This is a genomic window from Polynucleobacter sp. UB-Piko-W3, from assembly GCF_018881635.1.
GTDB lineage: Bacteria > Pseudomonadota > Gammaproteobacteria > Burkholderiales > Burkholderiaceae > Polynucleobacter.
Genome location: NZ_JACVPY010000002.1, coordinates 150,075 through 166,578, shown reverse-complemented (window position 1 = coordinate 166,578; position 16,504 = coordinate 150,075). Strand labels below are relative to the sequence as shown.

Annotated in this window: 16 protein-coding genes; 5 read left to right on the top strand and 11 right to left on the bottom strand. The window is 45.5% G+C overall.

Features of this window, described 5'->3' with window-relative positions:
- Nucleotides 1-73: 73 nt before the first annotated feature.
- The 3 genes from ICN31_RS01135 to ICN31_RS01125 are packed head-to-tail and all read right to left on the bottom strand — an operon-like array spanning nucleotide 74 to nucleotide 2,902.
- Nucleotides 74-919, bottom strand: a complete 846-nt coding sequence (locus tag ICN31_RS01135; RefSeq protein WP_216260660.1) for a TatD family hydrolase — start codon at nucleotides 917-919, stop codon at nucleotides 74-76.
- A 20-nt stretch (nucleotides 920-939) separates the two neighbouring features.
- The gene (locus ICN31_RS01130; RefSeq protein WP_216257787.1) at nucleotides 940-1,647 is read right to left on the bottom strand and encodes an ABC transporter ATP-binding protein; all 708 of its coding nucleotides are present in this window, start codon (nucleotides 1,645-1,647) and stop codon (nucleotides 940-942) included.
- A complete protein-coding gene (locus ICN31_RS01125) occupies nucleotides 1,640-2,902 on the bottom strand; it encodes a lipoprotein-releasing ABC transporter permease subunit (RefSeq protein ID WP_216257786.1) in 1,263 nt (420 codons plus the stop codon). Before ICN31_RS01125 ends, ICN31_RS01130 begins: the two co-directional genes overlap by 8 nt.
- A gap of 67 nt (nucleotides 2,903-2,969) precedes the next feature.
- Here ICN31_RS01125 and ICN31_RS01120 point away from each other — a divergent pair, with 67 nt between their 5' ends.
- The 5 genes from ICN31_RS01120 to ICN31_RS01100 all read left to right on the top strand — a co-directional run bounded on the left by ICN31_RS01120 (nucleotide 2,970) and on the right by ICN31_RS01100 (nucleotide 9,233).
- Nucleotides 2,970-3,944 carry a hypothetical protein gene (locus tag ICN31_RS01120; protein ID WP_255530858.1) on the top strand — a complete coding sequence of 325 codons (975 nt, stop codon included), beginning with the start codon at nucleotides 2,970-2,972 and terminating at the stop codon, nucleotides 3,942-3,944.
- Entirely contained in the window at nucleotides 3,941-5,692 is a 1,752-nt protein-coding gene (gene recJ, locus ICN31_RS01115; RefSeq protein ID WP_216257782.1) for a single-stranded-DNA-specific exonuclease RecJ, read from the top strand. The genes ICN31_RS01120 and recJ overlap by 4 nt, the downstream gene beginning before the upstream one ends.
- 34 nt (nucleotides 5,693-5,726) lie before the next feature.
- Nucleotides 5,727-6,831 (top strand): peptide chain release factor 2 gene (prfB, locus tag ICN31_RS01110; protein ID WP_216257780.1). Its coding sequence is split into 2 segments (ribosomal slippage): nucleotides 5,727-5,807 and nucleotides 5,809-6,831, totalling 1,104 coding nucleotides; the frame shifts between segments, so codons are not numbered across the junction.
- Between the two features lie 12 nt (nucleotides 6,832-6,843).
- Nucleotides 6,844-8,388, top strand: coding sequence for a lysine--tRNA ligase (lysS, locus tag ICN31_RS01105; RefSeq protein ID WP_216257777.1), 1,545 nt, complete (start codon nucleotides 6,844-6,846; stop codon nucleotides 8,386-8,388).
- A 68-nt stretch (nucleotides 8,389-8,456) separates the two neighbouring features.
- Entirely contained in the window at nucleotides 8,457-9,233 is a 777-nt protein-coding gene (locus ICN31_RS01100; protein ID WP_216257775.1) for a ferredoxin--NADP reductase, read from the top strand.
- 42 nt (nucleotides 9,234-9,275) lie between these two features.
- Here the strand turns inward: ICN31_RS01100 and ICN31_RS01095 are convergent, their stop codons facing one another.
- The 8 genes from ICN31_RS01095 to ICN31_RS01060 all read right to left on the bottom strand — a co-directional run bounded on the left by ICN31_RS01095 (nucleotide 9,276) and on the right by ICN31_RS01060 (nucleotide 16,343).
- A complete protein-coding gene (locus ICN31_RS01095) occupies nucleotides 9,276-9,812 on the bottom strand; it encodes a c-type cytochrome (RefSeq protein WP_216257772.1) in 537 nt (178 codons plus the stop codon).
- Nucleotides 9,802-11,061 carry a sulfite dehydrogenase gene (gene soxC / locus ICN31_RS01090; RefSeq protein WP_216257770.1) on the bottom strand — a complete coding sequence of 420 codons (1,260 nt, stop codon included), beginning with the start codon at nucleotides 11,059-11,061 and terminating at the stop codon, nucleotides 9,802-9,804. The genes ICN31_RS01095 and soxC overlap by 11 nt, the downstream gene beginning before the upstream one ends.
- An 86-nt stretch (nucleotides 11,062-11,147) precedes the next feature.
- Complete coding sequence (locus tag ICN31_RS01085) at nucleotides 11,148-12,140, bottom strand: YeiH family protein (RefSeq protein ID WP_216257768.1); 993 nt, start codon at nucleotides 12,138-12,140, stop codon at nucleotides 11,148-11,150.
- Between the two features lie 6 nt (nucleotides 12,141-12,146).
- Nucleotides 12,147-12,866 carry a GntR family transcriptional regulator gene (locus ICN31_RS01080; RefSeq protein ID WP_216257767.1) on the bottom strand — a complete coding sequence of 240 codons (720 nt, stop codon included), beginning with the start codon at nucleotides 12,864-12,866 and terminating at the stop codon, nucleotides 12,147-12,149.
- A 10-nt stretch (nucleotides 12,867-12,876) separates the two neighbouring features.
- Entirely contained in the window at nucleotides 12,877-14,049 is a 1,173-nt protein-coding gene (locus tag ICN31_RS01075; RefSeq protein WP_088524549.1) for a UxaA family hydrolase, read from the bottom strand.
- 41 nt (nucleotides 14,050-14,090) lie between these two features.
- Nucleotides 14,091-14,372: a flagellar biosynthesis protein FlgA gene (locus tag ICN31_RS01070; protein ID WP_216257765.1), complete on the bottom strand. Its 282-nt coding sequence runs from the start codon at nucleotides 14,370-14,372 to the stop codon at nucleotides 14,091-14,093.
- A gap of 30 nt (nucleotides 14,373-14,402) precedes the next feature.
- The gene (locus tag ICN31_RS01065; protein ID WP_216257763.1) at nucleotides 14,403-15,413 is read right to left on the bottom strand and encodes an Ldh family oxidoreductase; all 1,011 of its coding nucleotides are present in this window, start codon (nucleotides 15,411-15,413) and stop codon (nucleotides 14,403-14,405) included.
- The gene (locus tag ICN31_RS01060) at nucleotides 15,414-16,343 is read right to left on the bottom strand and encodes a hydroxyacid dehydrogenase (protein ID WP_216257761.1); all 930 of its coding nucleotides are present in this window, start codon (nucleotides 16,341-16,343) and stop codon (nucleotides 15,414-15,416) included.
- Between the last annotated feature and the right edge of the window lie 161 nt (nucleotides 16,344-16,504).

Here is a 16,504-nt window from a genome sequence, read left to right as displayed (position 1 = left end):
AAGAAAAGAAAGACAACTTTAAGTGCCTACTTTTTATCTAATGGAAAAATTATTGCATCGCAATAGTGGTCGTTCAAACTTTGCCAATCGATCCGTCAGAAATTACTTTATAAGAATAGAGCGCTGACCAACGCGGCAATACCTGCATAGCATTACGCCAAACAGCATCAGCAAATTCAGAATCAGTAATACCACGAATAGTGGCCAATTCCTTAGCAATCCGAGTCACAAAGGCAGGCTCGTTAAATGCAATTCCCTCTTCCCTCAACCATGCCGGTGGAATATCAGGAGAATCAGTTTCTGTGACGATACTATCGAGTGGTAACTCAGTTAAAAGCCTACGAATTTGTAGTGCACGCTCATAAGTAGCGGCGCCACCAAATCCTAACTTAAAACCCAATTCAATAAACTGCTCTGCCTGCTGAAAACTACCATTAAATGCATGTGCAATTCCCCCTGGAAGTTTGCGGCGTCTAAGAGACTTCAGAATGGCATCTTGAGATCGACGCACATGCAAAATGACTGGCAGCTGAAAATTTTGCGCTAAATCTAACTGCGCATTAAAAAAATATTCTTGCTTATGTGGATCTAAGCCTTCCACAAAATAATCCAGTCCTATCTCGCCGATACCAACAAATCTGCGGTCAGAAAGAGATAAAGTAATCTCTTGCTCAAGAATATTAATATCAGCTTCTTGCGCTTGATTGGTATACAAAGGATGAATGCCGAGTGTATAGACTAAGCCTGGAATTAATTGACTATATTCTTTGGCAAGTTCACGAACATGCTGGCAATCACCTGCTTTGACGGCAGGTAATAGAATTGCCTGGACATTTTTATCTAAGGCAGTCTGAATGACTTCGGGCAAGGTACGCTCAAACTCAGGTGCATCTAGATGACAATGGGTATCGATCCACATGGGAAGCGTTGTTCCCATGATCATTGAGAAAAAGTCTTTAATACTCCGCGCTCTAAATGCAAAATACGATCACAACGTTTGGCACGAATTGGATCATGCGTCACGATCACAAAGGCAGTACCCTGATCGCGAGCGATTTCTAACATCAAATCAAATACACCATCAGCAGTTTCGGTATCTAAGTTACCAGTTGGTTCGTCCGCCAATACACATGCAGGATTGCCTACTAGAGCCCTTGCAACTGCTACACGTTGGCGCTCTCCACCAGAGAGCTCACCGGGCGTATGTAGCTCACGTGCAGCTAAACCAACCGCTTTAAGCATCTTGCTAGCACGTTCCATGGAAGCATCATTATCCAAGCCACGAATACGCAATGGCAAGGCGACGTTCTCAACCGCACTAAATTCATCTAAAAGATGATGGAACTGATAAATAAAGCCCAGGCTTTGATTGCGCAATTGATCTAATTTTTTGATAGATAGCTGATTTAAATTTGAGCCTGTAAGAACGACTGAGCCTGCGCTTGGGGTATCTAGGCCACCTAAGAGATGTAATAAGGTACTTTTGCCAGAACCAGATGAGCCAACAATGGCCACCTTCTCTGAAGGGGTGACGTCTAAATCAATCGCCTTAAGCACTTCTACCGCTGTAGGGCCCTGACCGTAGGTCTTCGCTAAACCCCGAGCCATCAGAACTACATTCTCTTGATTACTCATAGTCTCATTCATATCGCAAGGCCTCCGCAGGCTGTACTTTGGCAGCACGTCTACTTGGATAGAGGGTAGCTAACACCGATAGGCCAAATGCCATCAAACCTACAGTGACTACATCACTTAATCTGACATCCGAAGGTAATTCACTAATAAAGTAGATCTCGCGTGGCAAGAAGCGCACTCGGAAGATCGCTTCTATGGCAGGAACAATGACATCAATATTGAGCGCAATCAACAAACCTAAGCCAACGCCCGCCAAGGAACCAAGGATACCAATTGCCAGCCCTTGAATTAAAAATATTCTTTGAATCAAACCAGGGCTCGCACCCATCGTTCTCAAAATGGCAATGTCAGCCTGCTTCTCATTAACAGTCATTACTAAAGTAGATACGAGATTAAATGCTGCTACCGCAATAATCAAAGTCAGAATGATGAACATCATCTTCTTTTCAGTTTGAACTGCAGCAAACCAATTGCGATTTGAACGTGACCAATCAGTTACCCACATTGCTTGGGGTACTACAGCAGCTAATTGATTGGCTATCTCAGGTGCACGCTGCATATCATCTATCTTCACACGCAAGCCAGAGGGATCACGAAGGCGCAACAAGGCGGCTGCATCTTTCCAATGCATGATCGCTAAGGAGCTGTCGTACTCGTAATGTCCACTATCGACAATGCCAACGACTTGTAATGTACGCATTCTTGGCATTGCACCAGCCGGTGTTAAATCACTCTCAGGAACAATAAGATTGACGCGATCGCCAACATGCGCGCCAACAAGGGCTGCAAGTTGAGCGCCTAGGACAACACCAAAACTTCCCGGCTTGAGATCATCAATACTGCCAGCAACAAATTGTTTTGGCAGATCAGAAACCTTTCCTTCTTCACTAGGCAAGATACCTCGGATAGAGACGCCGCGCATAATATTTTCACGGCTAAGCAAACCTTGAGAGCTAACCATTGGCGCAACACCTACTACATGGGGTTGTGTAGCAACCTTCAGAGCAAGCGGCTCCCAGTTCGCCAATCCTTCTGGTGCTGTAATTTCTACATGGGAGAGCACGGATAGCATACGGTCACGAACTTCCTTTTGGAAACCATTCATGACAGAGAGGACCACGATGAGGGAGGCAACGCCTAGGGCGATACCAGCGGTAGAAATCCCAGAAATGAAAGACAGGAAGCCATCACGCTTACCCACCGTCTTACGACGCTTGGAGCGGGTGTAGCGCAGGCCAATTTCTAACTCGATAGGAAGTCTCAACATAGCCACAGTTTAGTGAATTACCAAGACAAACCGATGGAATACTTAAATGCCACATAAAATCAGGGAAATGACTGCAAACCCCACATCCTCCCTAAGCGCTCAGAACGCTCTACGGCGCTTTACCCTCCTATTGCCAGGTGAGGATGCCCTTGACTCCAAGGAAGAGCAGGCAATGGGTGATCGTCCAGTTCAGGGGCTGCCTCATGAACGTTTTTTACTAGGAAAGCTTGTACCGCTAGCTCCAGTTCTACTTTTAGGACAAACATCTCAAGTCGTAAGCCCGTCTGAAGTCATCGCCTGCCTACAACCAGTGCATCTTCATGCTACGCGTGATCACCTCATTTTGATGGGGCAAAACCAGATCGATTTGACACAAACTGAATCCACCGAACTTCTGAAGGCTGCCCTCCCCTTTATTGAAGAAGATTTTCAAAGTTCAATTCTGCTCCATGGGCAGTATTACTGGTTCGTTCCAGCAGGTCCATTTACAAGCTTAGAGAGCTATAGCATCGATCAAGCACATGGCCGCAATATTGACTGGTGGATGCCACGCGATACTAATCAAGAGGGTATGGCAAAGCGTTGGCGCAAACTTCAAAATGAAATTCAGATGCTGTGGCATATTCACCCAGTGAACGAAGAACGCGAGCAACGTGGCATGCCAAGCATCAACTCCTTATGGATTAGCGGCATTGGTAAATTGAGCGATGTACAAGCACCGCAGATAATTTTGCAATCGAATCATCTGTATGGCTCACACCCCTTATTGGCTGGATTGGCCAAGTTCTTGAATATCTCTCATTCAACAATACTCAATAGTCCAACGGCAGGATCTTTTGCCTGGCTAGATAACCCTGAATCGGTATGGCCGACATTAAGCACCGCACTGAGTAATAAAGAATTAGATGAAGTCCTGCTCATTGATTTTCCAAAAGGGAAAGCTCGCGAGCGAGTCTTCACAGCTAAAGACCTTGATAGAAAATCTTGGGCTTTCTGGAAAAAAGCAGAGCCTCTTACTTGGAAAGAAATCATTTCCTCATGAGTCTTTTTTCTCAGCGTCCTTTTTCTGAACGCACTGCTACCTGGTTTGAACAAAGTGGTCTTCATCCATTGCTCGCTAGGCTGTATGCTGCACGAGGTCTACAGTCCCCTGAAGAACTCTCACTCGACTTAAAGCAATTACTCTCGCCAACTGAGCTCAAGAATTGCATCAGCACGGCAGCTTTGTTAGCAGATATCTTAGAGCGCAAAGAGCCGATGTTGATTGTTGCAGACTATGACTGCGATGGTGCTACTGCTTGTGCTGTGGGCTTACGGGGATTGCGATTGCTGGGAGGTCCCCAGACTCCCATTCACTTTTTAGTTCCCAATCGCTTTACGATGGGCTATGGTCTCACTCCTGAAGTAGTTGAACTTGCTGCTCAGCAAACCCCAAAACCGAAATATCTCATTACGGTTGATAACGGTATTGCGAGTGAAGCTGGCGTAGATCGTGCTCGTGAACTGGGTATGGAAGTAATCGTTACCGATCATCATCTACCTGGTGATCGCCTTCCCAAAGCAACTGCTATTGTTAATCCCAATCAACCAGGCTGCACCTTCCCCAGTAAGGCACTTGCAGGCGTTGGTGTGATGTTCTATCTATTGGTAGCACTACGCGCAGAACTACGTAAGCGCGGAAAATTTACCAATGAGACTCAACCTAAGATTGAGAACTTATTAGATCTCGTTGCGCTAGGCACTGTTGCTGATGTAGCCCAGCTTGATCGCAATAATCGTGTACTGGTTTCCAATGGCTTGAAACGTATTCAGACTGGAATATCCCAACCTGGAATACAGGCCTTGTTTCAAGCAGCAAGTCGAGATCCACGTAAGGCAAATACCTTTGATTTAGGTTTTGCTATCGGCCCGCGCCTCAATGCCGCTGGGCGCTTAGCGGATATGACTTTGGGTATTCGCTTACTCCTAACGAATAACGCCGATGAAGCAATGACACTTGCCCAAGAACTCGATCGCATTAATCGTGAGCGTCGCGTGATTGAAACTGGTATGCAAGAAGCAGCTCTTGCCCATCTTGCAGAAGATCAATTAGCTAGAACAATGGCGCAGCGTACTAGCATCTGCCTGTGGAATCCAGAATGGCATCAAGGTGTTGTCGGGATTGTCGCATCGCGCTTAAAAGAACGCTTTAATCGCCCTGCGATTGTTTTTGCTCCCGCCGATGGCGCTACAGGTGAAGAGCTACGTGGCTCCGGCAGATCATTGACAGGCTTTCATTTACGTGATGCTTTAGATATTGTTTCCAAACGTGAACCCGATCTTATTCTGAAATTTGGTGGTCATGCGATGGCTGCGGGTTTAACGATTCGCAAGAGTGATTTTGAAAAGTTCGATGCCTGTTTTCAGAAAGTGGCAAGTAACTTGTTAACCGATGAAATCCTGGAGCGCCGGCACCCCCACGATGGATCTCTACAGCCCTCAGAATTCACCCCTGAAATTGGCGATCTACTGGCTCAAGAGATCTGGGGCCAAGGATTTCCGCAGCCGGTCTTTTATGGGGAATTTGAGATTGCCCAGCAAAGCCTCATGAAAGAAAAACACCTCCGCTTGATGCTGCGCCCACTCGGGGCAGCTGCTACCAACAAGCCCTTATCGGCCGTTTGGTTCAACCGTACCCAAAGCCTGCCAGCCAAAGCCAAATTAGCCTATCGCTTAGTGACCGATCGCTATCAAGGGCAAGCCCGCGTCCAACTCATGATTGAGGCCCAAGATGAGAGTGCCGGAACCTAAGGGGCAAGCCCAATAACCCACTTATAATTAGGGGATGGAAGCTGAACAACTCAATACTATCTCAAATACCTTGTCCGACCTGCTCACCCGTGAGCAAGCTCTTCGGGGGTATCTTTGACTTCGAAGTAAAGTCACGTCGCCTTACCGAAGTTAACTCAATCCTAGAAGATCCCACCATTTGGGATGATCAAAAAAAGGCGCAAGCGCTAGGTAAGGAGAAGAAATTACTCGATGGCGTGGTTGACACTCTAACTAATTTAAATACGAATATCACCAGTGCTCTGGAGTTATTTGATATGGCTAAAGAGGAAAGTGACTTTGAAACAATCTCTGCCATTGAGCAGGATGTGGAGAGTTATAGCAAGATCATTGGCGACCTAGAGTTCCGTCGCATGTTCCACAATGAAATGGATTCTTGCAATTGCTTTATTGATATTCAAGCCGGTGCAGGCGGCACAGAAGCTTGTGACTGGGCTAGCATGCTCTATCGTCAATACCTCAAGTATTGCGAACGCAAGGGCTACAAAACAGAAATTTTGGAAGAATCTGATGGTGATGTTGCTGGCATCAAGAGCGCCACTATCAAAGTTGATGGTGAGTATGCCTACGGCCATCTCCGTTCTGAAACCGGTGTGCATCGTTTAGTGCGTAAATCACCATTTGACTCGTCTAATGGTCGACACACCTCTTTCGCTTCAATCTACGTATATCCCGAGATTGATGACTCCATTGAGATTGAAGTCAATCCTGCCGATATTCGCACCGACACCTACCGCGCCTCTGGTGCAGGTGGTCAGCATATTAATAAAACTGACTCCGCTGTGCGCCTTACACACTTACCAACCGGAATCGTGGTGCAGTGTCAGAATGATCGGAGCCAACATCGCAACCGCGCTGAAGCGATGACCATGCTTAAATCGCGCTTGTACGAACATGAAATGCAAAAGCGTCGCGTTGAACAAGATAAGTTAGAGGCGAACAAAACCGATGTAGGCTGGGGTCATCAAATCCGCTCTTACGTTTTGGATCAAAGCCGCATCAAAGATTTACGTACTAACGTTGAGATCTCAAATACCCAAAAAGTATTAGATGGAGATCTTGATGCCTTTATTGAAGCCAGCCTGAAGCAAGGCGTTTAATTACCCACCAATATGAACGATAAAACGAATCAAGCCCCCGCCACTGAAGCAGTTGATGAAAACCATATCATTGCTGAGCGCCGTGAAAAACTCGCTAAGCTGCGTGAAAGTGGAGTTGCTTTCCCAAATGATTTTGTACCAACGCATTTGGCTGCTGATCTTCATACCCATTACGATAGCCTCACTAAAGAAGAGCTTGCTGCTAAGAAAGTGCATGTCAAAGTGGCGGGTCGCATGGTGCTTAAACGCGTGATGGGTAAAGCCAGCTTTGCAACCATCCAAGATCGCAGCGGTCAAATTCAGTTCTATATCAGCGATGAACTGAGTGGTGCTGATACCCATGGCGCCTTTAAACACTGGGATATGGGTGACTTTATTTCTGCTGAAGGCAATCTCTTTAAGACCAATAAGGGTGAGCTCTCGGTTGAGTCTAGCAATCTACGTTTACTGAGCAAGTCGTTGCGCCCATTGCCAGATAAGTTCCACGGTCTTTCTGATCTTGAGACTAAATATCGTCAGCGCTATGTCGATTTGATCGTTAATCCAGAAAGTCGCAATACCTTTAAAGCGCGTAGCAATGCGATTGCGTCTCTGCGTCGCTATATGCTCGATGCAGACTTTATGGAAGTCGAAACGCCGATGCTTCACCCTATTCCAGGTGGTGCTACAGCCAAACCATTCATTACTCACCATAATGCTTTAGATATGCAGATGTTCATGCGTATTGCACCCGAGCTTTATCTCAAACGTTTGGTAGTGGGTGGCTTTGAACGTGTCTTTGAAATCAACCGCAACTTCCGCAACGAAGGTGTGAGCCCACGTCACAATCCTGAGTTCACTATGATGGAGTTCTACGCGGCTTATACCGATTACCGTTGGCTAATGGATTTCACAGAAGGCTTGATTCGTGCAGCAGCAATGGATGCGCAAGGCACAGCAGTATTGACACACCAAGGCCGTGAACTCGATTTAAGTAAGCCATTTCAACGCTTAACCATTACTGAAGCAATTCTGAAGCATGGGCCACAGTCCAATAAGAGCTATCAAGCAGCCCAATTAGAGGATGTTAATTTCATTCGTGCTGAATTGAAAAAAGGTGGTGAGAATCCAGACTCTCCAACCCTAAAGAATGCTGGCATCGGGGCCCTTCAACTCGCCCTATTTGAGTTAGTAGCTGAAGAACATCTCTGGGATCCAACTTACATCATCGATTATCCAATCGAAGTGAGTCCACTCGCTAGAGAATCGGATACTCGCCCAGGAGTTACTGAGCGCTTTGAACTATTCATCACTGGTCGTGAAATAGCTAATGGCTTCTCAGAGTTAAACGATGCTGAAGATCAGGCTAATCGTTTCCGCAAGCAAGTAGCTCAAAAAGAGGCTGGTGACGAGGAAGCAATGTATTTTGACCATGATTTCATCCGCGCCTTGGAATATGGCATGCCTCCAACGGGTGGTTGTGGTATTGGCATCGACCGTTTAGTCATGCTTCTCACCGATGCACCAAACATTCGAGATGTGATTTTGTTCCCGCACCTACGTCGCGAAGAAGAGTAATTAGAGGCAAGCCAGAAATACTTTAATCATTGCATTGCTCAATCAAATCATTTTATTTATAAGCACCTATGGCCGCATATAACACTGAAACTGTTCTCACTGTTCATCATTGGAATGACACTCTTTTTAGCTTTACTACTACTCGCAATAAAGGCTTGCGATTCCGTAGCGGTCACTTCTTAATGATTGGCCTTGAAGTGGAAGGCAAGCCACTCGTACGAGCCTATAGCGTTGCTAGCCCAAACTATGAAGAGCATTTGGAATTCTTGAGTATTAAAGTTCAAGATGGTCCACTCACATCCCGTTTGCAGAAAATTCAGGTAGGCGACCCCATCCTTGTGAGCGAGAAGTCCGTTGGCACCTTAGTCATTGATGACTTAAATCCTGGCAAGCACCTTTATCTCTTTAGCACTGGTACTGGCTTAGCACCATTTATGAGCATCATTCGTGACCCAGAGACTTACGATAAGTTTGAAAAGGTAGTTTTGATTCATGGTGTACGTTTAGTAAGCGAACTTGCTTATGGCGAATACATCAAAAATGAACTCACTCAAGATGAATACATCGGTGAGATCATTCGTGAAAAGCTAATCTACTACCCAACGGTTACTCGCGAAGCCTTTAAACATACGGGCCGCCTAACCACTGCCATTGAATCTGGTCAGCTCTTTAATGATATTGGCTTACCGCCACTAGATTCCGCAGTAGACCGAGCCATGATCTGTGGCAGCCCATCCATGCTTAAAGAAACTGCCGAGATGCTCGATGCCAAAGGCTTTAAAGTTTCACCGAGCCTTGGACAGTTGGGTGATTACGTCTTTGAAAGAGCATTTGTAGAGAAGTAATGATCGTAAGACTCTTCAAATCATCAATGTCTTTTCAACTGCTCAACGCTCGATACGAATAAATCCATCCCTATTAGGCATTTTTACCAAAGGTAGTGTCTTAGCATCCATCACCGCATCTTTTGGGATTATCTTATTAAGATACAAAATATAGGCGGTGGCGGCATAAACTTGATCATCTGTTAAGGACTGCGGCGCTTGATGTGGCATCGCCCTTTTCACATAATCAAAAATAGTAGTTGAGTAAGGCCAAAAACTGCCCACGGTCTTTATGGGCGAATTTGTATTCAATGAACCGCCACCCACAAGACGATTTGCTACTCCGCCTTGCCCCTGGTCTCCATGACAGGACGCGCACTGTTGCTGATATAACTTTTCTCCAATAATTGCGGTACTTGAGCCGGGTGGTAAGCCTACTCCACTTGGACCAACGTCAATATTCCATGCCTGAATCTGATTTTCAGTAATCGGCTTGCCAAGGCCTATGGGGCTATGTGCTTGGTAACTACTAGTACAGCCTAATGGCATGCCAATGGTAACTACAAGTAGAGCAATGTTGATATATCTATTAGCGTCCATTAGTCACCTCCCCATTAGCAGCAACATGCCATGGTTGAATGGCGTTATTGTGATAGAAAGTATTTACGCTCTTAGCCTTGATAACAGCATCCATCGTAGGCTGTACTTCACCACTTGAATCAACCGCCCTACTCATCAGTGTTGCTGGCGCTCCATCCCACATCCAAGGAAAACGAAATCGAACTAGGGATTTATCTATTACAGGCTCCTGCAACACGGCCTCACTCCATGACTTACCACCATCAGTCGAGACCTCAACGCGCCGAATCTTGCCATTACCGGACCAAGCGAAGCCGGAGATCTCATAAAAGCCTTTTGATTTGAGTTTCATCATCCCTGAGGGCTGCGTAATGACTGATTTCACCTCCATGGCGAAAGTAAATTGCAACGCCTTCCCATCTGCCCTCAGATCGGTATAAGCAGAGGTCTCTTCACGAGTTTGCCATGGCTCAGTACCTAACTTAATTCTTCGCAACCACTTAATGCTCATATTGCCTTCATAACCAGGCAAAAATAGACGCAGTGGATAGCCTTGTTCAGCACGCAACATCTCACCATTTTGTGCATACACCAATAAAGCATCGTCCATCATCTTGCTCATGGGAATGCTCCGCGTCATTGCGGCTCCATCAGCACCCTCAGCCAAGGCCCATTTTGCAGAGGGCTGCACGCCACACTCTTGCAAAATTGTAGATAAGCGCACGCCAGTCCACTCGCAACAGGATACCAATCCATGAATTTGCTGAACTGTTTGATTGCTTGCCTTCTTGAGTTCAGCAGCACTGTTACCGGAGCACTCTAAGAAATTAATTCGGGATTCCGATGGAAAGCGGACAATATCTTCCATACTAAAGATCATTGGGCGATCCACCAAACCATGAATCACCAATTTATGCAGGTCAGGATTAATATCGGGCACTCCTGCATGATGTCGCTCGAAAACTAAACCATTAGGGGTAATAATTCCATGCAAGCTTTGCAAGGGTGTTCTTGAACCCGTTAAGAATGTTGGCGCTGGAGAGGGAAGTAATCGAACAACATTCTTTTCATACTTCGATGGCAAGCCATAAGGTGGATTTACGAAGGTTGATCCCTGAGTTTTTGTCCAAGGATCAACCTCTAAAAAACCATCGCCCTGATTTTTAGCAAAGGCGGAATTAGCGCCCATAACGCCATTTACCCCAGCCCCCGCAACCAGCGATGACTTTAAAAAAAGACGGCGATTAGAAAATGTATCCCTCTTAGACATAAATATTTTGCCCCCGTTATATGCGTTACTCAGCTTATTTTTTAAAGCATACTGCCAAACTATAAAAGTTGATATTTCTGTTAACCCTAGGCGCCATACATAATGAATATGAGCCCCAGAATAGCAATAAAGAGGGTTTCAACAATTAACATAAATACCGGCTGCCAACCTAGCTTTGCCAGTTCTTGAAAATTAGTTTTCAATCCTGCAGCTGCAATTGCAATCACCAACATCCAACGGGATATTCCACCAATTTGATGTGTGATTGAAGTGGGTAAAATTTCCATTGAAGCCACAATAGAAAGCGCAACAAAGCCCAATAAAAATGTTGGGATCAAGCGCAAGCTACCCCACCCTAATTGATTAGTCGCTCTTTGCGTACCAAAGAAAATAGAGATCACTAAAACTACGGGTAGGAGTAGCGCTACGCGAAATAACTTCACCACAGTTGCGACATCGCCCGCCTCGGAACCAAACAGCATTCCTGCGGCAACCACTTGAGCAACATCATGAATAGTGGCACCTATAAAAATACCGGCTGAAAGATCGCCAATATTGAGCATTTGCAAAGCGAAAGGATATGTCACCATTGCTATGGTCGATAGCACCGTTACCCCAACCACCACTAATAAGGTAAATTGCTCATTCTCTTTTGACTTAGGCAATACAGAGGCGACTGCAAGTGCAGCAGAAGCACCGCAAATACCAACAGATCCACCTGCTATCAAGCCAAAATCTGGCGAGAGCTTTAAAAACTTTGCCAGCAAAAAGCCCAAGCAAACCGTTGCAGCAACCGCCATGATCACCATGAAGCCAGTATTAATGCCAATCGCACTAATATCAGCAAAAGTAATCCGAATTCCTAGAAAAGCAACACCCAAACGAAGAATCGTTTTTGCACAGAAGTCTATTCCTGGCTTGACAGCTTCATTCAGATAGAGAAAGTGCAGTGATAAGCCTAGTAACAAAGCATATAAGAGCTGTGGTCCACCATAATTTTCAGAAAGAAAACTGGTAGACATGGCGATGATCAAACAAACCAATAAACCTGGTAAGTTCTGCTTAGCAGTTGTGAGCATAAATTCTTAAACCACTAACTCACTAAAGTATTCATGTTGATTGGTGTTGAGCGTAGAGACCCGCCATTCCAATGGCTCATCCTGAATACCAAGCGCTACCCTTCTGATAATCAGAACTGGTGAATCTGGCTTTAGCCCTAACCACTCAGAGTATTGCTTGCCAGCCAAACCAGCACGCAAACGTTCACTACTGCGAACCACTGTCTGACCGTACTTCATTTGATATAACTGATAGATACTGCCCTCGCGATTAATAAAGTCCATACGAGTTAAATTCTTAAACCGCTTCTTATCCAAAGTAATATGGTCAATCATGACGCATTTATCATCTAAATAAAGGCAATTAACCAGACGCCATACTGATGCGCCCTCTTTAATTTGTAGCTTGCCGGCCTCTTCTCTATTTGCAAGAGCTGAAGTTAAGGAAACTAACTCGACTCGTGGATTTATCTTTTTATCTGCATCATGTTTTACAACGTGAAAAAAGTAATACAGCAATCTTTTAAGGTCATGCTCAGCAACATAGGTTCCCCTGCCCTGGCGACGAACCACAATACCTTCGGCAACCAACTCGTCCACCGCTTTACGCAGGGTTCCTATAGAAACATCTAATTCTTTTGATAAATCCTTTTCAGCAGGCAATGCCTGCCCCATCGGATAACGACCCCTGACCAGATCTTCGGTGATCTTTTGCTTTACTTCTTCATAAGCAGTCAGGGATCTCATGCTTTAAAAATTACGCTGATTCGTATAAACGGGTTAATACGAACTCACGGTGACCGAGAATCTCAGAAGCCGTTAATTCGCCGTCAGCAGTGCGTAAGAGGCACTCCAACAACTTATCACCAGCCTGGTCCATATTCTCTTCACGACGCAAAAGACCAGATACATCAACGTCAATGTGCTCACCCATGGTGCGTACTGTTTTTGGGTTTGCGCAAATCTTGATCACTGGAAGAATCGCATTACCAATCACGTTACCTTGGCCTGTTGGGAAGAAGTGTGCTGCAAATCCCGCAGCAGCACACAAGGTCACCATCTCAGCGGCAGCTGAGGAAGAGTCCATAAAGTGCAAGCCTGGGATCTTAGGCTCTTCACCTTTATCCAAAACGCTATCGACAATACATTTCTTACCAATTTTCTGAATATTGCCCAGCGCTTTTTCTTCAATCGTGGTCAAACCACCAGCAATATTGCCCTTGGTTGGCTGCGAATCAGATAAGTCGCTGGTCTTATGACGTTCGATCACGTCTTGATAGCGATCAAACATTTCACGGAACTTCTTTTTAACCTCTGGGGTACGGCAACGTGCTTCCACCAAGTGCTCACCACCAGTTAATTCGGTAGTTTCGCCAAATACTAAGGTGGAGCCAATGCCATAGAGCTTATCAAAGGCATCACCTACTGTTGGGTTTGCGCCGCAACCAGAAGTTGTATCAGACTCACCGCACTTTGTAGATACCCATAACTCAGATAAAGGTGCTTTGACCCGCTTTTGCTTAGAGGCATGCTTCATCATTTGGTATGCAGCTTTGCTAGCAGAGGCAATCGTAGCGGTATCGCCATTACCCTCGATCCAGAAACCTTCTGCTGGCTTACCAGACGCCTTGATGCCATCAACCACAATTTTGGTCCACTGCGGCTCAATACCAATCACTACTACAGCAGCTACGTTTGGATTAGTACCAGTGCCAATCAAAGTGCGGAAGTGCAGATCTAGGTCGGCACCAAACTGCAAACGGCCATAAGAGTGAGGGATAGCCTGAGTTCCTTTGATGTTATTTGCTACAGCTTCGCAAGCTGCGTTTGATAAATCATCTAAAGGCAAAATTAATACGTGATTACGAATTCCCATGCGGCCATTTTCACGGCGATAACCCATGAAGCTCGCGTCTTTCAAATTAATCATCTTGTTTTCTTTCTAAATGAATGGGTGAATAAAAGCCTGGATTACCAGCGCTTCGTTTTTACGTTTTGAACATGGAGGTGCTCCCCTTTTTTGATGGGAGCTACAACCTTGCCGATGTCTACGCCATACTTCATCACCGTATCGCCCGCCTTAAATTCATTCAATGAAATTTTGTGGCCAATTGGAATATCGCTCTCAGATTTCATGTTGAGCGTTAAATCTCCATCCATTACCCAACCAATCAAATCATCTCCAGCTTTTACGCCTTCAACCACCACCACGCCTACGCCATCTCCTGGCTCATGCACGACAAAATGGATCATTACCTTCTCCTCTTCAATCTTGTTTAACTACTAAACACCCCATGACTGGCGAATACCAGTCTGTATTTCTTCTACAACCACATCAGAAACGTTGACGCCCTCTTTAAAGCCTGATGCACGCTGTTTGAAACGCCTTTGTCCCGGAACACGGGTTCCAGAATCGGATGCTAAGGTTTTTAAGAGTGCGAGCATCTTATTTGCAAACACTTGGCTTCCTGCCAGACCTGGATCAATCGTTAACAGAAGCTGCCCAATTCGAGGGCGATTTCCTTTGGCATCAAAGAACGAATCCGCTTCATAAGAGAAGCGACTTCCTGATAAACCGACAACTAGTAACTCAACAATCAGGGCAAGCAAAGCGCCTTTATCTCCGCCTAGCGGAACCATTAATCCTTTGAGCCCCTCATTAGGATCTGTGGTGGGTTTACCATCAGCTGTTAAGGCCCATCCCTCTGGAATAGATTCGCCTTTCTTTGCAGCAACCAATAACTTGCCACGGGCTACTGCTGACAGAGACATATCAATTACTAAAGGATCTCGGTTAGCAATTGGAAATGCTGCAGCTAGAGGATTGGTTCCAAAAATTGCTTTACTACCGCCAACCATCGGCATCGCCGCGGGCGTATTGCCAAACAACAATGAAATATATCCGGCGCGCGCTGCTGCTTCAGTAAAGTGCCCCGCAACCCCAAAGTGATGACTATTCGTTACTGCGACTAGACCCACTCCAGTCTTGGAAGCTAAGTTGACAGATAGGTCTGTAGCGAAGCGTAGCGCTGGAAATGCAAGCCCATCACAAGCATCTACCAATGCAGCCGATACTTTAAAAGGGCGCACTTTGATTTTGGGAGCTAACTCGATGCGTCCATTTTTAGCATGTCCTGCATATTGCGATACGCGCGCTAATCCATGGGAAGCCAATCCATCAAGCTCAGCAAGTGCTAAAAATTGTGCTGTCTCATAAGCTGCTTTGTCACCAATACCAGCTGCTCGTAAACCAGATGAGGCTAGCTCAAGCATCTGTTGATAGGATAAATTCATTTATGCTCCAAAAAACCGATTAACTTCATCGGCAATCATTTGACTAACGCGCTCATTACTTTCATGAGTTACGCCTGCTACATGCGGAGTCAGAATGAGATTCTCTATACCTGCAAAGTGACTCAAATCTTTTGCTGGCTCACTCTCAAACACATCCATTGCCGCCCCACCCAAACGCCCAGAGCGCAAACGCTCAGCAAGAGCCTTCTCATCAACGATGCCGCCCCGCGCAGTATTAATGAGGGAGGCACCATTTTTCATTTGATCTAAGGTAGCTGCATTAAACAGGTTCTTTGTTTCAGGCAAAAATGGAAGATGCAAGGTAACCACGTCGCTTTTAGCAAGAAGGTCATTCAATGAGAGTAATGGCACTGAAAATCCAACGAGCTCAACGGAGCCAGCAGGCAGCATTGGATCATATGCAAGGCAGTGTAAGCCAAATGCATTTGCTTTCTTAGCCACCACCCTACCAATACTGCCAAAACCAACAATGCCAATGGTCTTGCCTAAAAATTCATGATAAGTAGAAAAACGAGGGCGAGGCCACTCACCTTTCAGCGTTGAAACAGTCGCTGGAATAAATCCTCTCGTTAATGCAACTGCAGCACCAACAACATACTCAGCAACAGACTCAGCATTCGCACCAGTTGCTGGAATCACCTTAATGTTTCGTTTGGCGCAGGCAGGCAACTCAATATTTTCAAGCCCAACACCCAGTCGACCTACTACCTTTAAGTTTGGGGCACCCGCCAGGATATCCTCATTTACTTGAGTGAGATTACGAACAATTAGTCCCTCAATATTTTGCAACGCAGCAATCAAAGCTGGGCGGTCTTTATAAAGATCTGGCTCGTAAACAACCTTGTGCTTAGAGCGCAGGGTTTCTAAGGCTTGACTTGTAATGAACTCAGAGATCAAAATAGATGACATATCTATATCATATAGATGAATTTGATATCCTGCAAGATTCAAAGTAGGGTGCACTGCAATCTCGAAAAATATAAGCCTAAGTAGCGATAAAGCAGATGCCGATTTGAAATAGGCTTATAACCATTTTATAAAAACTGGTTATATTTTTGAATGAAATTAAG

What these genes read in the sequence shown, in the direction of transcription:
- recJ (WP_216257782.1), top strand. Translation starts at nt 3,941, where the DNA reads ATGAGTCTTTTTTCTCAGCGTCCTTTTTCTGAACGCACTGCTACCTGG.
- ICN31_RS01075 (WP_088524549.1), bottom strand. Translation starts at nt 14,049, where the DNA reads ATGATTAATTTGAAAGACGCGAGCTTCATGGGTTATCGCCGTGAAAAT.
- ICN31_RS01060 (WP_216257761.1), bottom strand. Translation starts at nt 16,343, where the DNA reads ATGTCATCTATTTTGATCTCTGAGTTCATTACAAGTCAAGCCTTAGAA.
- ICN31_RS01080 (WP_216257767.1), bottom strand. Translation starts at nt 12,866, where the DNA reads ATGAGATCCCTGACTGCTTATGAAGAAGTAAAGCAAAAGATCACCGAA.
- ICN31_RS01125 (WP_216257786.1), bottom strand. Translation starts at nt 2,902, where the DNA reads ATGTTGAGACTTCCTATCGAGTTAGAAATTGGCCTGCGCTACACCCGC.
- ICN31_RS01095 (WP_216257772.1), bottom strand. Translation starts at nt 9,812, where the DNA reads ATGGACGCTAATAGATATATCAACATTGCTCTACTTGTAGTTACCATT.
- ICN31_RS01130 (WP_216257787.1), bottom strand. Translation starts at nt 1,647, where the DNA reads ATGAATGAGACTATGAGTAATCAAGAGAATGTAGTTCTGATGGCTCGG.
- lysS (WP_216257777.1), top strand. Translation starts at nt 6,844, where the DNA reads ATGAACGATAAAACGAATCAAGCCCCCGCCACTGAAGCAGTTGATGAA.
- ICN31_RS01085 (WP_216257768.1), bottom strand. Translation starts at nt 12,140, where the DNA reads ATGCTCACAACTGCTAAGCAGAACTTACCAGGTTTATTGGTTTGTTTG.
- ICN31_RS01120 (WP_255530858.1), top strand. Translation starts at nt 2,970, where the DNA reads ATGACTGCAAACCCCACATCCTCCCTAAGCGCTCAGAACGCTCTACGG.
- ICN31_RS01070 (WP_216257765.1), bottom strand. Translation starts at nt 14,372, where the DNA reads ATGATCCATTTTGTCGTGCATGAGCCAGGAGATGGCGTAGGCGTGGTG.
- ICN31_RS01065 (WP_216257763.1), bottom strand. Translation starts at nt 15,413, where the DNA reads ATGAATTTATCCTATCAACAGATGCTTGAGCTAGCCTCATCTGGTTTA.
- soxC (WP_216257770.1), bottom strand. Translation starts at nt 11,061, where the DNA reads ATGTCTAAGAGGGATACATTTTCTAATCGCCGTCTTTTTTTAAAGTCA.
- ICN31_RS01135 (WP_216260660.1), bottom strand. Translation starts at nt 919, where the DNA reads ATGTGGATCGATACCCATTGTCATCTAGATGCACCTGAGTTTGAGCGT.
- ICN31_RS01100 (WP_216257775.1), top strand. Translation starts at nt 8,457, where the DNA reads ATGGCCGCATATAACACTGAAACTGTTCTCACTGTTCATCATTGGAAT.